Origin of the sequence: Pseudoalteromonas sp. UCD-33C (genome assembly GCF_001306895.1) — a bacterium.
Classification (GTDB): Bacteria; Pseudomonadota; Gammaproteobacteria; order Enterobacterales; family Alteromonadaceae; genus Pseudoalteromonas.
In genome coordinates this window covers 103,596-118,866 of sequence record NZ_LJTB01000004.1, presented here as the reverse complement: position 1 = coordinate 118,866, position 15,271 = coordinate 103,596, and the positions used below count along the sequence as shown (strand labels likewise).

Sequence of the window (15,271 nt, the reverse complement as noted above, 5' to 3'; positions counted from 1 at the left end):
TTATATGAATTTTATAAAGTTAGTATTCTATATCATAATGTCAAAGCGAGCCTTTATAGTTATAGGTATGACTATTGGGACTATTATTTATTTTTTTACAGGAAGTTATGTATATTCAATAAGTGGTGGTCTTTTGTTGTACATATTTTTTTATTGGAATTTTTTTGGTCCTGTAAGCCTTGCTGTTAAAAGAAGTATTGTAAGGTTAAAGAAAAGGGATCTTGCTATTGATACCTATAGTATATTTTTTTCGAATGAAGTGAAAGACTTTGGTATTTTGAAAGAAAATTGGTTTCATGGTTATGGTTATATTGACCATTTTACACGTCTTTATAAGACTCAAGTAGTAGAAAAAGGTATTGCATTTTACCCGATGACTATTCCTTATTTCCATGTATATATTATACCTTGGAGCACTATTAAAACCGTTGGTCAAAACAGGGATTTCTGTGTAGAGAGTAAAGTAAACCCTGAAGAAACTCTTGAAATCAGATTTAAAGGTAATGAAAGAATTTTTTTACCAATAAGTTCAGATATGCTTAAGGTGATAAATGAAAGTTTAAGTAAATAAACAGTATTGGCGCCTCGGCCTTCTTTCTCAATAAAAAGCTATCAAATGCGCTGTTAATCCCAGTAGAACTGCACATTTGCTAACAGCAGACTGTGCAATTTATGTCGGTGCTACTACCTAGTGCCGCTGGCTCAAATAGCTAGCTCTGCTGTTTTTAAGTGACACAGCTTACTTGATTTGTATGAACACGGTACTTGTTTCAGTTGCCCTTAATGAAGTGTATTTACGTGGCGGGTGTTTGTTATTAATTAAATGAATCGAGACAGAATTTGTTGTTTGAGTGTTTTTAAGCTCGTTGGTAGAGTCGGTTGAAATAAAAGGTTTATGAGCTCACGATTTCTGAATGGAAAATGAAGTTTTAAAATCGATTAATACCAATGGTGCTAGTTGGTATAACCGCACAACAGACCATATTGATGATTTAGCACGAAGAAGCATTAAAGGTAGCAGCGGAAATGAAGTTCCATTAGCTAACAGAACTTTAGACGTTCGGGTACAACCCGGGGGCCTTGCTGCTACAGGAATACTTAAAGAGTACGCAAGTGATGCAGGTGTCAAAATAGTGATTAAGGAGTACACAGGTCAATGAGTTTATATTTAAATATCAACTTTTTGCCCCAGAGCTTTCCCAAAGCGTTAGCGCTTTGGGAGTTGGCTGATTTAAGCAACGGCCTCATTCAGCATGAGCAGTTAACTAAGTTAGTTAATATTAGTAAGGGTACAACCATAAAAGTTGAAAACTTTATTAAAAGCAAAGCAAAAGATATTAAAAATTCTGATATTTTTTCAATTACGCATCCGAGCCCAGATATAAATATACAAGCAACGCATTATATTAATTTTGGACACCTTTTTGATTGGCACATAGATCAATTAATCATAACGGGTTTTGATAACTTAATTGAGGCCCGAAACTCTTGGTGGGAGCCATTGTTAAATCATCCTAATTTCTTAATGGCGCGTTTGATGGACCAAGATTATGACGCGAAACAAAATGATGATTCAGTATGGGGTTATGAGTTAAGCGGTTGGCCTCATGAGCATTTACCTAAAATAGGTAATGGGCTGCCACCGCCATTAGATGAAACAATTATTGATACCCGAGTAAACCCAGGTCATTGGCGATTTAAACACGGTTATATAGAAGGGGTAGCCGCGCAAATGTGGCTAGGGGATGCATTTTTTAAAGCGGTTAATCTTGAAAAGTCTGCTTTAAACGGTGTGCCTTGGTTAGAAGTGAATGAATTAGCTAATGGCGTAGTGCATTTAAAGGCGTATGACACAGAGTTCAATAGTGATCAAGGTGAACAACGAGAGCTACAAATTAAGTTACGTAAACTGTTATTTAGTCACTCAACCTATACAGATGATGCTGATTTTACATTGCTGCAAGAGTTTAACCCTGTTAGTGGCATACAAGAGTGATTTATTTAACGTTTTGTATACGTCGGGATATGTGACCAAAGTTAGGAAACTAAGGGGCAGTATTTAGTATATGATACGATTATTTCATTGCTTAACCCTTGGTTTAGTGATTCATTCTAGCTTGCTTTTAACAGGCTGTAATACAGTTTCATATCAACCTGATGGCCTTCGTGGTGGTTATAGCGATAAAGTGTTGGCTAATGGTGAGTACCGCGTTACGTACCAAGGCAATGGCGATATAAGTTCAACTCAAGCCCTTGATTTTGCAATGTTGCGAGCAAGCGTAATTGCCATGAATAATCAAGCGGAATTTGCTATTGCTAACGAGATACTGCTTACAATAGAAACTGTAAAAATAGACTTAAATTTACCTTACATTTATAAACCCACGGCGAGGTTAACTTTATCGCTCAAGAATGATGAAGATTTAGCTGCTGTTTTAGTTTCATGTGATTTCATTGCGTATTATGTAACGATAAAAAACCAGAGTCGTGACTTTGCCTTTAAAGCGAGTGAGTGTATCTCGAGGTTAAAGACTAAATATAAATTACCAGATAAATATATTTAAGTTTAAGAAGTTTTTAACTTGTAAATAGTGGTTTTAATAGAAAAGGATATTTTAATAAAAAATTTATTATTATGTTTAGCGCTTTTATTAACTGTATGCTCAGTAGAAGCAAAAATAAATAAAGCGGGTAGTGATGGTTTAATAGATGCTTTTTGTCATAATGATTTAAGTTTTAAAAATAAAGAATAATGGTAAGTAGCTTTTATCTATCAAAAGAGGTCGAGCTACATTTTCCTTCTAAATTATAATACCCACTTCAGTTCAGTCTTTAATTTAGGTAAAAAAAGAAAGACCTGAACCCATTTTGTGTTCGTTCGATATCGGCTCGGGGAAAAGAAACTAGCATGGTTCATACGGCAACTTCGGCCCATAGATTAGCCATAGGAGATTTAGTTAATGTATGAACTTTATTTTCAGTCCGATTTTATGGGAACCAAAATTGGTTTTTACTTAACACTTGTTTGTTCTGTTCTACTAATATTGTGCTGCCCGAAGATAAAATACTGGTACGAAAATAAACTACAGTTTGAAAAGAAAGTTAACTTCTGGTTTGGCTTCTTATTTGTATTTGGCTTTTTTGTAATGCAGTCACTGTCATTTTATGGCCTAGTATTAAAATCTAATGGCATAGATTCTGGAAATTATTCTACAGTTGAAGGAGCTATTGAAGATATTCAAATTGTTGAAAGAAATAGTAGAGAAGAGGCTTTTACTGTTGATGGAGTACGCTTTAAGTACAATGATTACGGAACAGAAAACACCTTTTTTGCGAATAGAAAGTATGATTCAGATACAATCCAAGAGGGGCGAGTTGTAAAAATTGCTTACCTTAGAGAAGGAAATGAAAACCTGATTTTTGAGTTGAGTGTCAAAAAGTAGTGTTTTAGGATGAAATCATCTTTTAAACTTAAGAAAGCCACCATCCGCTGGTTTTCTTTTATCTGGCGTTTAGCGGTTCGCTTTTTTGGTGTAGTGCCAAAGCTGGCAGGCGCTGCTATATCTCTTCAGAGTCCAATTGATTAAAAAATGTTTCGCCATCAACAAGGTCATTTTCGTCTATATCTTGATAACGCTTTTGACAAGCGCAAGCTTTTCAATTGCAATTGAGGTGAGCTTTGCGACACCGTTTTGCCGCCAACTTTGTTCGGAATACCCTGCCAATATCGTTTGGGTCAGATGCTTAAGGTGATTGGATTGGCTGCTAAAAGTCAGTGGATTTTGTAGTAACCAAAGATTTAGCGGTCATGACGCAAGGTACGTAATGTTGATGACTAAGTTTCTAGAAAAAAAGTTCAAGGGAGCTATTTCAGCATTTATTAATATATCAACAATGTGGAATATCAAATCTATTCAAATGAGCTTTTGGTCGAAACCTGAACAGTTTGAGCATACCTTCTCAGGTGAAAGGTATTTACTAATTAATTCTTATTATGGTCGGAGATAGTATAATGAAGCTTTTTGTTGGACTAATGTTAATCAGTATTAGTGCACAGTTGTGTGCAAGCGAAAATGAGTTAAAAGAAATTAATAACTGTAATGAGGTTTCATATACCGGTCTATCAAAGTTGTATAGAAATTGTTCGGGGACTAAAGTGTTCGGTGAATCTAAGTTAGTATCTGAGCTTTCAATAGAAAAAGCCTTGACTCATCTCCAGGCTATAAAATCACGGCCTAGAAATAAAGAAGAGCTTTATAAAGATGAGTTACTTAATAGTTTCCAATCAATACATGGTTTATTTGGTATTGAAGAGTTTTTTTCTGCGAATAATTCTATAGTTTTAATCTTTGAAAATGGTGTACAACTTTATTATCCTTATAAAAAGAAATGGAAGCTTGTTGAATTTTCAAGATGATAAAAGAATTAATAGGGTCTTTCTTCTTGCCTTTTCAAAATAAAGGTAAAGGGGATTGCAATAACGTGACCCTATTTTTACTGGGGTTATTATGACCCCAAATGTTATTTGCGAATTTATATGAGCCTTCAGATGTTGGAGTTATAAGTAGGCTAGTCACTTATGCAAATTATGGTAATGGCGATGTGTATGTGTCTTTACCAGTTAATGGCGTTAAATGTAAAGGTGGGTATTTTTTGAGTAAAGAAAGTAATGGTTATGAAGCTACATTAGCTTCATTGCTCGTTGCTTATCAAGCTCGTACACCTGTCAAAATTCGCGGGTTAACGTCAGATGATAAAAAGTGGAGTGGCTCAAGCAAGCATGTTTGCTTAATTTATTCTGTTGAATATCTAAGATAGCTGGAAGCATTTATTAAAAATACAAATAAGGATTATTATGAAATTTAATCAATTGGCTGTTGCATTATTGTTATGTAGTACAAGCACTCCTTTTCAAGGATATTTAACCTTATGTAGAAAGTGGATATTTACGGGAATGTTTGCGAGGTTTAGAATAACTGGCGTTAGTTTTAAATGTTTGCCCTTTGTTTTTGTATCTTTTTTTCTTCTGATTTATATGCAGCTGCACCTATTTTTCATGAACATAAAGGAGTGGGGTATTGTAAATATGTAGGTAAGGTTAAAAAGTTTATATGTAAACTCTTCAAATATAATCTTACTGTACTTCGATACCCCAGTTGAACGGAGTCAACCAAATCAATATGGTTTTAATATTAGTTATGATTCTGCAGCCGCAATAGATATCAACCAACACCCTGAATTTGCAACCTACTTTTATTCAACAGCTTTAGCGGCGCAAGCTTCAGGTAGAAATGTTTCAATTCAAATGAGGGGCGTACAATCTGGTTATCTAAAAATTGACCGTATTTGGTTACATGAGAATTAAAATAGACGATTCAGCTGGGGTATACATTCCACCTACAGCAACGGCAAAAGATGAAATGTTATCACTCGCTTTATTTGCTTATGCGTCAGGCAAACGTGTGGGATTTCACGATTCTGGATGTAGTACCACATTATTTGGGGGTAGTACTTAAGATGTTCCCGCAGTCAATAATATGTGGGTTCATTAAAGTTACTTTTATATCAATTTAGAAGGTAAGGGTTGTATTTGTGTGTAAGCCCTTCTTTCAACTCCAAACCACCCCTCAAAAAAGTTAGAAATTTTTTCTTTGCTCGCCTTTAACTAACTGCCCAAATCATAAGGGAAAATTTTTAGCTGTGTGCTAATTATGAGATTTTGGTATAAAAGTTATGCAAACATTGCCTATAACACTATTGCGAACTATTACCGTTTAGATTAATATGCAGACCATCAAGAGAAATGAGAGTGGTTTGCATTCATGTATATCTGTTTATGTCATGGTGTGACTGATAAAAAAATCGAACAAACAATTGATGATGGCGCTATGACGATGCGCGATTTATCAAAAGAACTGCAAGTGGGTAGCCAGTGTGGCAAGTGTTGTGGTTGTTGTAAAAAAATTCTTAATCGCAAACTGATCGAAATTGCAGATATCACTGAGCAAGTAGCGTAATTACTTGCTCTTAAGCATGTTTGCTTAACTATTTTTCCTTTGTTTAATTCTTCTAATTTACCCCCATACTTACGAGTTTTTATTTGCTTTTAACCCCTTCATTTATTAGGGTTATAACAAAGCAGATACGTGTATCACACGGTCATTGGTAGGAAGCCATGATAATAGACTCTTTAAAATCACTTTTTTGTGCAGTACTCATTTTAATCACCGCGGGTTGTGCGCAGTTACCTTCACGAGAGTCAATTCAACCAAGCTATGCCATTGCAGCGGATACACCCAGTACCATAGGAGATGCAGTGGGTAATAATCATCCTGGGTTATCAGGGTTTTATCCTTTAGCAGATGGGGTCGATGCCTTTGTAGCTAGGTTGGCACTCATTGATTCTGCAGAGCACACCATTGATGTGCAGTACTATTTATACCACAGGCAGCAAACCACCATTTTATTTACGGCCTTTTTATTAAAAGCCGCAGATAGGGGGGTAAGAATTCGCTTGTTGCTTGATGACTTATCGCAAGCCGACAGTGAGCTTGATTTAGCTGCACTGGCTGTTCACCCTAATATTGAAGTTCGATTATTTAATCCATTTCCTAACCGTCGTTTTAGAGCGCTCGGTTTTGTTACCAACTTTAGCCAGCTTTCAAGACGTATGCATAACAAGAGCTTTATTGTTGATAATCGGATTTTTATCACCGGTGGGCGCAACATAGGTAATGCGTATTTCTCGGCTGAAGATCATTCTGAATTTATTGATTTAGATGTGATGAGTGTTGGCGAGATTGTGCCAGAGGCATCAAAAGCATTTGATTTATATTGGAATCATCAGCTGTCTTACCCTGTTGAAGACTTGCACGGTGAACGTGATGAGCAATCACTTATTGATATCACTAAAACTTTATCGACCTATGTTGAGCAAAATCAGCAGAGTAATTACGTTGAGCAGTTACGCGAAAGCGCCTTTGTAAAACGCTTGTTGCACGATGAAATAGAATTCGATTGGCAAAAGTCTGTGTTGTTTTATGATCACCCCGATAAGGTGATGAACGACGTCAGTGAAAAATCGGCCAATATGTCGCCAATGTTGTTTAAAGAAATGGGCGAGCCGAAACAAAAAGCAATTATTGTGTCGCCGTATTTTATTCCTCGTGAGCAGGGCGTTAAATTACTAACCAATTGGGCAAAGCAGGGCGTTGATGTCACTGTACTGACTAATTCTTTAGCTGCTACCGATGTATCTGCGGTGCATGCTGGTTATAAAAAGTACCGAGAAGATCTTATAAAGGGTGGGGTTAAGCTATGGGAGTTAAAACCCAGTGACTTAATGGCCATTAAGCGCAAAGCAGGGCGTAAAGTAACCGGGTCATCACAAGCAAGTTTACACGCAAAAACCATGACCTTTGATGATGAAAAGATTTTTGTGGGCACCATGAACCTCGACCCTCGCTCGCTTGATTTAAATACCGAGATGGGCGTATTAATCGAAAGCGAAAAACTTAGCCGCTTTTTGGCCCACTGGGTTGATACGCAAATGCCTGAGTATGCCTGGAAAGTCGAGCTTAAAGATAATGACTTAGTTTGGCTCGATACCGTGAGTAATGAGCAGTTTGATGAAGAACCACAAACGTCTTCGTGGCGACGCTTTCAAGTGTGGTTTATTTCGTTATTCCCTATCGAAGATGAGCTATAAGCCATTCCTTCAGTATTTATACCTAAGCCCAACTTTTTAGTTGGGCTTTTTGTTTTCAGCCTTTAGTTGTTAACCATTTCGGTATAAAAAAAGGCGTTTGAGCGTACACGTGTAAACCCATTGTATTCAAGTGCTTAGCGTGCAAAGAAAAAATAAATATAAAAAAATGTTAAAAAAACTGGTTGGACCAATTGATCTATTGCTCGTTTTATGACGTAATGTAGGTATTACTATCTGGTCGGATGAGTTTATTATGAGCTTACGTACAAAATTAAAAAAAGTATTACCTAGTATTTCAATTACAGAACAAGAAGCGTTAGATGCGGGTGATGTTTGGTTAGAAGGTTCAATCTACCAAGGTAAACCTGACTTCGATGCACTTCGTGACGTTCCAGCAGCTAAGCTGAGCGCTGAAGAGCAAGCATTCTTAGATGGCCCAGTGAAAGAATTATTATCAATGATTGATGATTCTGAAATCCAAAACGGTGTTCATCTTCCTGATTACATTCTTGATTTCTTGAAAAAAGAGCGTTTTTTCTCGCTTATTATTCCTAAATCATTCGGCGGTTTAGAATTCAGCCCTTATGCAAACTCAACAATCGTTGCGACTATCGCGACTAAGAGTTCTGCGGTTGCGGTAACCGTGATGGTCCCTAACTCATTAGGCCCAGGTGAGCTATTACTTCACTTTGGTACTAAAGAGCAACAAGATCACTACTTACCACGTCTTGCAAATGGTCGTGATATTCCATGTTTCGCACTAACTAGCCCAGAAGCGGGTTCAGATGCGGGTGGTATTCCAGATATCGGTGTTGTTAAACGTGGTCAGTTCAATGGCGAAGAAGTGTTAGGTTTAGAAATTACCTGGGACAAACGCTACATCACACTTGCGCCAATTGCGACAGTATTAGGTTTAGCATTTAAAGTAGTTGACCCTGACGGTTTACTAGGTGGTAAAGAAAACTTAGGTATTACCTGTGCGCTTATCCCTAAAGATCACCCTGGTGTTGAGCTTGGTAATCGTCATGATCCTATGGGCATCCGTTTTTACAACGGTACGACTCGCGGCGAAAAAGTATTTGTACCAATGGACTTCATCATTGGTGGTCAAAAGAACATCGGCCGTGGCTGGCAAATGCTGGTTAGCTGTTTAGGTGCAGGCCGTGGTATTTCGTTACCGGCACTAGGTGTTAGCTCATCACAAGTGGCATTCAAAGGTGCTTCTGAGTACGCAGCAGTACGTGAGCAGTTTGGTCTGGCGATTGGTCAATTCGAAGGTATCCAAGAGAAGCTTGCTGATATCGCAGGTAAAACTTACCTTCAAGAAGCAATGCGTGTATTAACAACAGAAGGTTTAGGCATGGGCTTAAAACCATCTGTAGTCACTGCGATTGCTAAATACCACATGACAGAAATTGGTCGTAACGTGCTTGATTCAGCAATGGATATTCAAGCAGGTAAGGCAATTCAAAATGGTCCGCAAAATACATTAGCAAGTGGTTATGTTGCACAACCAATCGCGATCACGGTTGAAGGTGCAAACATTCTTACTCGTAACCTAATGATTTTTGGTCAAGGTGTAATGCGTTGTCACCCTTACCTACAAACTATGGTTGAGTCTATCCACAGCGAAGACAAAAATGCAGATAAAGAATTCAACAGCATCTTACGTAAAACAGTGGGTTACAGCGTAGCTAATAGCTTACGAGCTTTCCGTTTAGGCGTATTACCGTTTACTGCGGGTGCTAAATCGTCACTACCAGAAGTACGTGAATACGAAAAAGCAGCACACAAACTATCTGCAAAACTTGCAGTTTACGCTGACTTCTCGTTATTGGTACTTGGCGGCAAACTTAAACAAGCAGAAATGTTATCTGCACGTTTAGGCGACGTAATGAGCTTCTTATACGCTGCTATGGCATCAATTAAATATTACGAGCAAAAAGTAGCAAGCAGTGAACGTGAGCAAGCTGCACCTTACTTCCACTATGCGACTCGCTTTGCATTACAAAGCGCTGAAGAAGCATTGCATAAGTTCTTAGATAACTTCCCTGCAAGTGGTACTCGTAAGTTTATGCGTTTCATTACGATGAACTACTCAATGAAAATGCCTAAGATCAGCGATGATTTAATCCGTGAACTTGCGACTCAAGCGCAAATGGATACCGCATTTAAAGCGCAAATCACTCACTTGGTTAACCCAATTGAAGGTGATGGTCATTACATCAATGAGCAAGCGTACAAAGCGAAAATGGCGTGCCTTGATTTACTTAAGAAAGTTAAAAAAGCACTTCGTGCTAAAACTATTAAGCCGGGCGTTCGTTTTGCAGAAACGCTAGATAATGCACTTGTTGCAAGTGTTATCAACGAAGAAGAGTATGCAAAACTGATTGATTACAACAAGAAACGTGAAAAAGCGATTCGTGTTGATGAGTTCGACTTTGATATGAACTTACTGGATGACAATGCAAAGCCAGTAAACCCACTTAAAAGTGTGGTAAACGAGTAATTCAACAATGCAAGTCCTGAGCAGTATTAGGACTTTATCTTCGAAAACCCGTGCTTAGCACGGGTTTTTTATTGCCTATAGGCCGTTGTGCTAATAGCTAATTTCACCTACCATTGCCATCAGTTTATATAAATTACAGAGCGTTATGGATCTTAGGCAATTCGTTACTTGTCACTTTTCAAATATTACAGAGCTACAGCAAGCTGCATCAGTATGGAGTGGATGCGGTGAGATTATTCGTTGTCAAATGAATGGTGCTGCTGCGGTAATTAAAGCGATTGAAGTGCCTAGTCAGATCAATCATAGTCGTATAAAACAAAGTGATTTTGCGCTTGCCAGAAAGCGGCAATCTTATTTAGTCGAATTTAATTGGTATCGGCACTACTCTAAGCATTTACCCCATGAAGCTGCGGCTATCCACTGTATTGAGGCAATACAAGAGGGTAGTAAGCAAGCGCTGTTATTTAGTGATTTCAGTGCACTTGGCTACCAGCAAGCAAGTGCTACACACATCGATATACAAGCAATTATAGACTGGCTTGCACACTTTCATGCTTTTCATTTAGCAAGTTCTGCCGATGGCCTTTGGCCGCGAGGTAGTTATTGGCATTTAGCAACGCGGCCTGATGAGCTACAGCGCATGAGCGATTTAAGCTTAAAAGCGCAGGCACACGCTATTGATACTGCGCTGAGTGAGTCACCTTACCAAACGTTAATTCATGGTGATGCTAAGCTTGCCAATTTTGCTATTGCGCCACAAAATCAACATGTTCTTGGCTATGACTTTCAATATGTTGGCAAGGGAGTTGGGGTGATTGATGTTATGTATTTTTTAGGCAGTTGCTTTAATGATACGGCATTAAAATCAGTTGCCGATGACTATTTAAATCGCTATTTTGACATCCTCACACAGGCACTAAAACGTTATCAACCGAATGTAAACCCAGCGCATGTTGTTAGCAGTTGGCGAGCTCTTTGGTGTTACGCATGGAGCGATTTTTATCGCTTTTTAGCAGGTTGGAGCCCTGATCATGTAAAAATAAACGGCTACATGCAGCAGCAATTTGTAACTTACTTAAAAATAAAGGATTAATAATGAATAAGCCAATGCGATTTGCCATTATCGGCTGTGGTGCTGTAACCGAAGTGAAAAGCGGCCCTGCTTATCAACAAGCAAAAGGTATTGCGCTTATTGGGGTGACACGTCGCGACCTAGAAAAAGCCCATTATTACGCTAATCGCCATAATATTGCAAAGGTGTTCGCATCGCCAAGCGAACTCATTAACGATAACAGTGTTGATGCAGTGTATATTGCCACGCCGCCAGATAGCCATAAAGCGTTTGCTCTTGAAGTTGCTGCGGCAGGTAAACCATGTTGTATCGAAAAGCCACTGGCGCCAAGATATCAAGATAGCCTTGACATTGTCGCAGCGTTTAAAGAGGCTAAACAGCCGCTATTTGTGGCTTATTATCGCCGTTCATTACCACGCTTTAATCACGTTAAACAGTTACTTGAACAAGGCGCCATTGGTAAGCCTCGTCATGTAAGTTGGCATTTAAGTAAAGCTCCTAACGCCCTTGATTTATCGGGTGAGTACAACTGGCGCACAGATCAAAACGTGGCGCGAGGCGGTTACTTTGACGATTTAGCCAGCCATGGTCTTGATTTACTTGCCTACCTTTTAGGTGACTTTAGTAAGGTGCATGGTTTATGTGCTAATCAACAAGGCTTATATTCAGCATTCGATGCTATTACCGCGCACTGGCAGCATCAATCTGGTGTTACTGGCACCGGGAGCTGGAACTTTGCTTCAGCAAATCGTTTTGATGATGTGATGATTTACGGCAGTGAAGGCGAGCTTAGCTTTAGTGTTTTTGACGAAAAGCCGATTGAGCTTAACAACGCACAGGGTAAACAACAGTTCGTAATTGATAACCCTGCACATATTCAACAATATCATGTTGAAAACATGGCGAACTATTTTCATGCTCAGCAACCCCACCCATCAACCGGTGAGAGCGCACTACACACAAGTTGGGTTATGGAGCAGATTTTATCGGCTTAGTGCTCAAACGCTGCATTGAAGGCATTTACTATTTGTGTGTTTTCACCTTCGTGAAATAACTCCATCAGGCGCTCACTAATTAATGTGCGTACCTTTTCTGTTTTAAGCGATTTATCGAATAGCGCAATTGCTTGTTTGCCGACCTCTGTTGGTGAGCATGCAATATAACCAAACACGGCGGCTTTTTCTGGTTTAAGGCTGATATAACGAATACTACTCAGTCCCGGAGCTCGTTTATAACGGTTGCTAAATACAGTTTGGTATTCTAAAACGGCATCAATTTTATTTTGAAATAACATTTGTCCGAGCCTTGGTGCATTTGTTGCCCCATCGAGTATAAAAAAGTGCTCATCATTTAAACGGACAAACTTATCAATCTCTTCTGAGTATGAACGCCCTTTAATAACGCCAATTGTTAAGTCATAGTAATAGATAGCTTGTAGTAGGGTAATAGCGTCTGGAATGGTGGGCTTATTAAATACCACCAGTTTATTTGAAGGAAATGCCATCAGAGGGTACTGACTAAACACAGCATGAGCTTCACGCTCTGGGGTTTTTAATTTATTGTACAAGCAAACATTGTTCATTTTGCTTAATTGCTGCCACTCTCTTAAGCGGCTTGCAGGTATAAAATGCAGGCTGATTTCATCGCCTAATTCAGCTGCGGCAGCCAGTAAAAACGTGGTGGCCTCATTTTCAGGGTTACCGCCATCTTGGGGAACAAAGTCTGCCATAACTTGAATATCGAGAGTTTCACTGTGGACCGGTAGGCAAATACACAAAAGTAGTATCGAGGTGAAGATAAACGTTTTCATTACTGCAGGCCCAAAATAAATAAAATGTTAAATATTGCCGGTGCGTGTTGTTGCAAAAAAATTAATATTTGCAACTCTTAGTATGATTTTAGACCAATTCAAAGAATTAATGCGGTGAACATGCATTTTTTGCAGTCGAGAAGACTATTTTGCGCTAAAATAGGCGTAATTTATCTCATTTAGGTTCTACTTATGTCTATCCATGTAATTACTCATCCGTTAGTTCAACACAAACTTGGCCTTATGCGTGCAGAAGGTATTAGTACTAAGAGTTTTCGTGAGCTGTCGTCTGAAGTAGGTACTTTGCTTACTTACGAAGCAACAAAAAACCTCCCATTAGAAAGTGTTCAAATCACAGGGTGGGATGGTTCAACATTAGATGTAGAACATATCAAAGGTAAAAAAATTACTGTTGTGCCTATTCTTCGTGCCGGCCTTGGTATGATGGATGGCGTAATGCAGTTATTACCTGCTGCAAAAGTAAGTGTTGTTGGTCTTCAGCGTAACGAAGAAACATTGGAGCCAGTGCCTTATTTTGAAAAACTGGTTGGTAAAATTGATGAGCGCTTAAGCCTTGTTATTGACCCAATGCTTGCAACCGGTGGTTCAATGATTGCAACTATCGACATGCTTAAAAAAGCAGGTTGTAAAGATATTAAAGTGATTGTATTAGTGGCAGCACCAGAGGGCGTAGAAAAAACCCTTGCAGCCCACCCAGATGTTGAAATTTTCACAGCATCTTTAGACAGTCACTTAAACGAAAAAGGATATATCATTCCAGGCTTAGGAGATGCCGGTGACAAGATTTTTGGCACAGTGTAAGGCGCTCACGTGGAAAATCATCAAACATTTTCGTTAAAAACCATTCTAACTGGCGCGCAAATGCTGTTTGTCGCATTTGGCGCACTGGTACTTGTGCCATTACTGACAGGCCTTGATCCCAATGTGGCTTTATTTACTGCAGGTTTAGGAACTTTACTGTTTCATGTGGTTACCAAAGGCCAAGTTCCCATCTTTTTAGCATCGTCTTTTGCTTTCATCGCACCTATTATCGCCTCAGTGCAAATGTGGGGTATTCCCGCAACTATGGGCGGTTTAATGGTGGCAGGCTTTTGCTATTTTGCGCTTAGCTTGATAGTAAAATTTAAAGGCGTGAATGCGCTGCATAAAGTGTTACCGCCTGTGGTTGTTGGCCCAGTGATTATGGTAATAGGTTTAGCCTTAGCACCTGTCGCTGTGAATATGGCTATGGGTAAAGCAGGGGATGGCAGTGCACAATTAGTTCCTTATGAGCAAGCCATTTGGGTGTCTGGTTTATCATTACTGGTTACGCTGATTTTTGCGGTATGGGGTAAAGGTGTATTTAAACTTATTCCTATTCTTGCTGGTGTGGTAGCAGGTTACCTTGCTTCGTTATTTATAGGTATTGTTGAATTTAATGCGGTCACCGAAGCAAACTGGTTTGCGGTACCTGCATTTACTTATCCTGAGTTTAAATGGCAGGCTATTTTATTTATGGTGCCTGTGGCCATTGCGCCAGCAATTGAACATATTGGCGACATGATGGCTATTAGCCAAGTAACAGGTAAAGACTATTTAAAGAAACCGGGTTTACACCGCACTTTACTGGGAGATGGCTTAGCAACCTCTGCGGCATCGGTTTTTGGTGGTCCACCGAATACAACGTACTCTGAGGTAACGGGGGCGGTAATGCTTACACGTAACTTCAACCCTCGAGTGATGCTTTGGACCGCAATCATCGCTATTGTGCTTGCGTTTGTGGCAAAAATGGGCGCGGGTTTACAAACTATTCCGGTTCCTGTGATGGGCGGCATCATGATTTTACTATTTGGCTCAATCGCCGTTGTTGGTTTAAATACCTTAGTTAAATCAGGTGAAGATCTTACCGCGCCTCGCAACTTGACTATCATCGCACTGATTTTAGTGTTTGGTATTGGTGGCATGCATATCGGTGGTGATGAGTTTAGTTTGCAAGGTGTGAGCTTATGCGCAATTTTGGGGATTATCTTAAATGCTGTTCTCCCCAAAGCAGTGCAACAAGCTGATTAGAACTTAAAAACTGCTTGAATATTGCACCAAAAAAGCGCATTAAATATGCGCTTTTTTTGTAACCATTTAAAAAATAAGGAATTATAAAACTGGTCTACTAAC

At 39.1% G+C, this 15,271-nt stretch carries 15 protein-coding genes; 14 read left to right on the top strand and 1 reads right to left on the bottom strand.

Going from position 1 to position 15,271, the window contains the following annotated elements; genetic code table 11:
- Window positions 1-67: 67 nt before the first annotated feature.
- The 12 genes from AOG26_RS10600 to AOG26_RS10535 all read left to right on the top strand — a co-directional run bounded on the left by AOG26_RS10600 (window position 68) and on the right by AOG26_RS10535 (window position 12,284).
- Window positions 68-571: a hypothetical protein gene (locus AOG26_RS10600; RefSeq protein WP_152966956.1), complete on the top strand. Its 504-nt coding sequence runs from the start codon at window positions 68-70 to the stop codon at window positions 569-571.
- A gap of 343 nt (window positions 572-914) precedes the next feature.
- Window positions 915-1,160 carry a hypothetical protein gene (locus AOG26_RS10595; protein ID WP_054562450.1) on the top strand — a complete coding sequence of 82 codons (246 nt, stop codon included), beginning with the start codon at window positions 915-917 and terminating at the stop codon, window positions 1,158-1,160.
- Window positions 1,157-1,996, top strand: a complete 840-nt coding sequence (locus tag AOG26_RS10590; RefSeq protein ID WP_054562449.1) for a hypothetical protein — start codon at window positions 1,157-1,159, stop codon at window positions 1,994-1,996. The genes AOG26_RS10595 and AOG26_RS10590 overlap by 4 nt, the downstream gene beginning before the upstream one ends.
- 70 nt (window positions 1,997-2,066) lie before the next feature.
- On the top strand, window positions 2,067-2,564 hold the full coding sequence (locus AOG26_RS10585; protein ID WP_054562448.1) for a CC0125/CC1285 family lipoprotein: 498 nt from the start codon (window positions 2,067-2,069) through the stop codon (window positions 2,562-2,564).
- Between the two features lie 396 nt (window positions 2,565-2,960).
- The gene (locus AOG26_RS10580; protein ID WP_054562447.1) at window positions 2,961-3,443 is read left to right on the top strand and encodes a hypothetical protein; all 483 of its coding nucleotides are present in this window, start codon (window positions 2,961-2,963) and stop codon (window positions 3,441-3,443) included.
- A gap of 569 nt (window positions 3,444-4,012) precedes the next feature.
- Window positions 4,013-4,417, top strand: a complete 405-nt coding sequence (locus AOG26_RS10570; protein WP_152966955.1) for a hypothetical protein — start codon at window positions 4,013-4,015, stop codon at window positions 4,415-4,417.
- 101 nt (window positions 4,418-4,518) lie between these two features.
- Window positions 4,519-4,818 carry a hypothetical protein gene (locus AOG26_RS10565; RefSeq protein ID WP_054562444.1) on the top strand — a complete coding sequence of 100 codons (300 nt, stop codon included), beginning with the start codon at window positions 4,519-4,521 and terminating at the stop codon, window positions 4,816-4,818.
- 1,004 nt (window positions 4,819-5,822) lie between these two features.
- The gene (locus AOG26_RS10555) at window positions 5,823-6,017 is read left to right on the top strand and encodes a (2Fe-2S)-binding protein (protein ID WP_054554573.1); all 195 of its coding nucleotides are present in this window, start codon (window positions 5,823-5,825) and stop codon (window positions 6,015-6,017) included.
- A gap of 158 nt (window positions 6,018-6,175) precedes the next feature.
- Window positions 6,176-7,708, top strand: a complete 1,533-nt coding sequence (locus tag AOG26_RS10550) for a phospholipase D family protein (protein ID WP_054562442.1) — start codon at window positions 6,176-6,178, stop codon at window positions 7,706-7,708.
- 253 nt (window positions 7,709-7,961) lie between these two features.
- Complete coding sequence (locus AOG26_RS10545) at window positions 7,962-10,217, top strand: acyl-CoA dehydrogenase (RefSeq protein WP_054562441.1); 2,256 nt, start codon at window positions 7,962-7,964, stop codon at window positions 10,215-10,217.
- Window positions 10,218-10,362: 145 nt separating this feature from the next.
- Entirely contained in the window at window positions 10,363-11,310 is a 948-nt protein-coding gene (locus tag AOG26_RS10540) for a phosphotransferase (protein WP_054562440.1), read from the top strand.
- Between the two features lie 2 nt (window positions 11,311-11,312).
- Window positions 11,313-12,284, top strand: coding sequence for a Gfo/Idh/MocA family protein (locus AOG26_RS10535; protein WP_054562439.1), 972 nt, complete (start codon window positions 11,313-11,315; stop codon window positions 12,282-12,284).
- On the opposite strand, the gene AOG26_RS10530 is transcribed toward AOG26_RS10535, so the two are convergent.
- Window positions 12,281-13,099: a hypothetical protein gene (locus AOG26_RS10530; RefSeq protein ID WP_160316766.1), complete on the bottom strand. Its 819-nt coding sequence runs from the start codon at window positions 13,097-13,099 to the stop codon at window positions 12,281-12,283. The genes AOG26_RS10535 and AOG26_RS10530 overlap by 4 nt on opposite strands.
- A 192-nt stretch (window positions 13,100-13,291) precedes the next feature.
- Between AOG26_RS10530 and upp the strand changes: the two genes are divergently transcribed.
- Both upp and AOG26_RS10520 read left to right on the top strand, forming a co-directional pair.
- A complete protein-coding gene (gene upp, locus AOG26_RS10525) occupies window positions 13,292-13,921 on the top strand; it encodes a uracil phosphoribosyltransferase (protein ID WP_054562437.1) in 630 nt (209 codons plus the stop codon).
- Between the two features lie 9 nt (window positions 13,922-13,930).
- Window positions 13,931-15,169 carry a uracil-xanthine permease family protein gene (locus AOG26_RS10520; RefSeq protein WP_054562436.1) on the top strand — a complete coding sequence of 413 codons (1,239 nt, stop codon included), beginning with the start codon at window positions 13,931-13,933 and terminating at the stop codon, window positions 15,167-15,169.
- Window positions 15,170-15,271: the final 102 nt, after the last annotated feature.

What these genes read in the sequence shown, in the direction of transcription:
- AOG26_RS10550 (WP_054562442.1), top strand. Translation starts at nt 6,176, where the DNA reads ATGATAATAGACTCTTTAAAATCACTTTTTTGTGCAGTACTCATTTTA.
- AOG26_RS10565 (WP_054562444.1), top strand. Translation starts at nt 4,519, where the DNA reads ATGTTATTTGCGAATTTATATGAGCCTTCAGATGTTGGAGTTATAAGT.
- AOG26_RS10535 (WP_054562439.1), top strand. Translation starts at nt 11,313, where the DNA reads ATGAATAAGCCAATGCGATTTGCCATTATCGGCTGTGGTGCTGTAACC.
- AOG26_RS10530 (WP_160316766.1), bottom strand. Translation starts at nt 13,099, where the DNA reads ATGAAAACGTTTATCTTCACCTCGATACTACTTTTGTGTATTTGCCTA.
- upp (WP_054562437.1), top strand. Translation starts at nt 13,292, where the DNA reads ATGTCTATCCATGTAATTACTCATCCGTTAGTTCAACACAAACTTGGC.
- AOG26_RS10545 (WP_054562441.1), top strand. Translation starts at nt 7,962, where the DNA reads ATGAGCTTACGTACAAAATTAAAAAAAGTATTACCTAGTATTTCAATT.
- AOG26_RS10540 (WP_054562440.1), top strand. Translation starts at nt 10,363, where the DNA reads ATGGATCTTAGGCAATTCGTTACTTGTCACTTTTCAAATATTACAGAG.
- AOG26_RS10595 (WP_054562450.1), top strand. Translation starts at nt 915, where the DNA reads ATGGAAAATGAAGTTTTAAAATCGATTAATACCAATGGTGCTAGTTGG.
- AOG26_RS10585 (WP_054562448.1), top strand. Translation starts at nt 2,067, where the DNA reads ATGATACGATTATTTCATTGCTTAACCCTTGGTTTAGTGATTCATTCT.
- AOG26_RS10600 (WP_152966956.1), top strand. Translation starts at nt 68, where the DNA reads ATGACTATTGGGACTATTATTTATTTTTTTACAGGAAGTTATGTATAT.
- AOG26_RS10580 (WP_054562447.1), top strand. Translation starts at nt 2,961, where the DNA reads ATGTATGAACTTTATTTTCAGTCCGATTTTATGGGAACCAAAATTGGT.
- AOG26_RS10555 (WP_054554573.1), top strand. Translation starts at nt 5,823, where the DNA reads ATGTATATCTGTTTATGTCATGGTGTGACTGATAAAAAAATCGAACAA.
- AOG26_RS10590 (WP_054562449.1), top strand. Translation starts at nt 1,157, where the DNA reads ATGAGTTTATATTTAAATATCAACTTTTTGCCCCAGAGCTTTCCCAAA.
- AOG26_RS10570 (WP_152966955.1), top strand. Translation starts at nt 4,013, where the DNA reads ATGAAGCTTTTTGTTGGACTAATGTTAATCAGTATTAGTGCACAGTTG.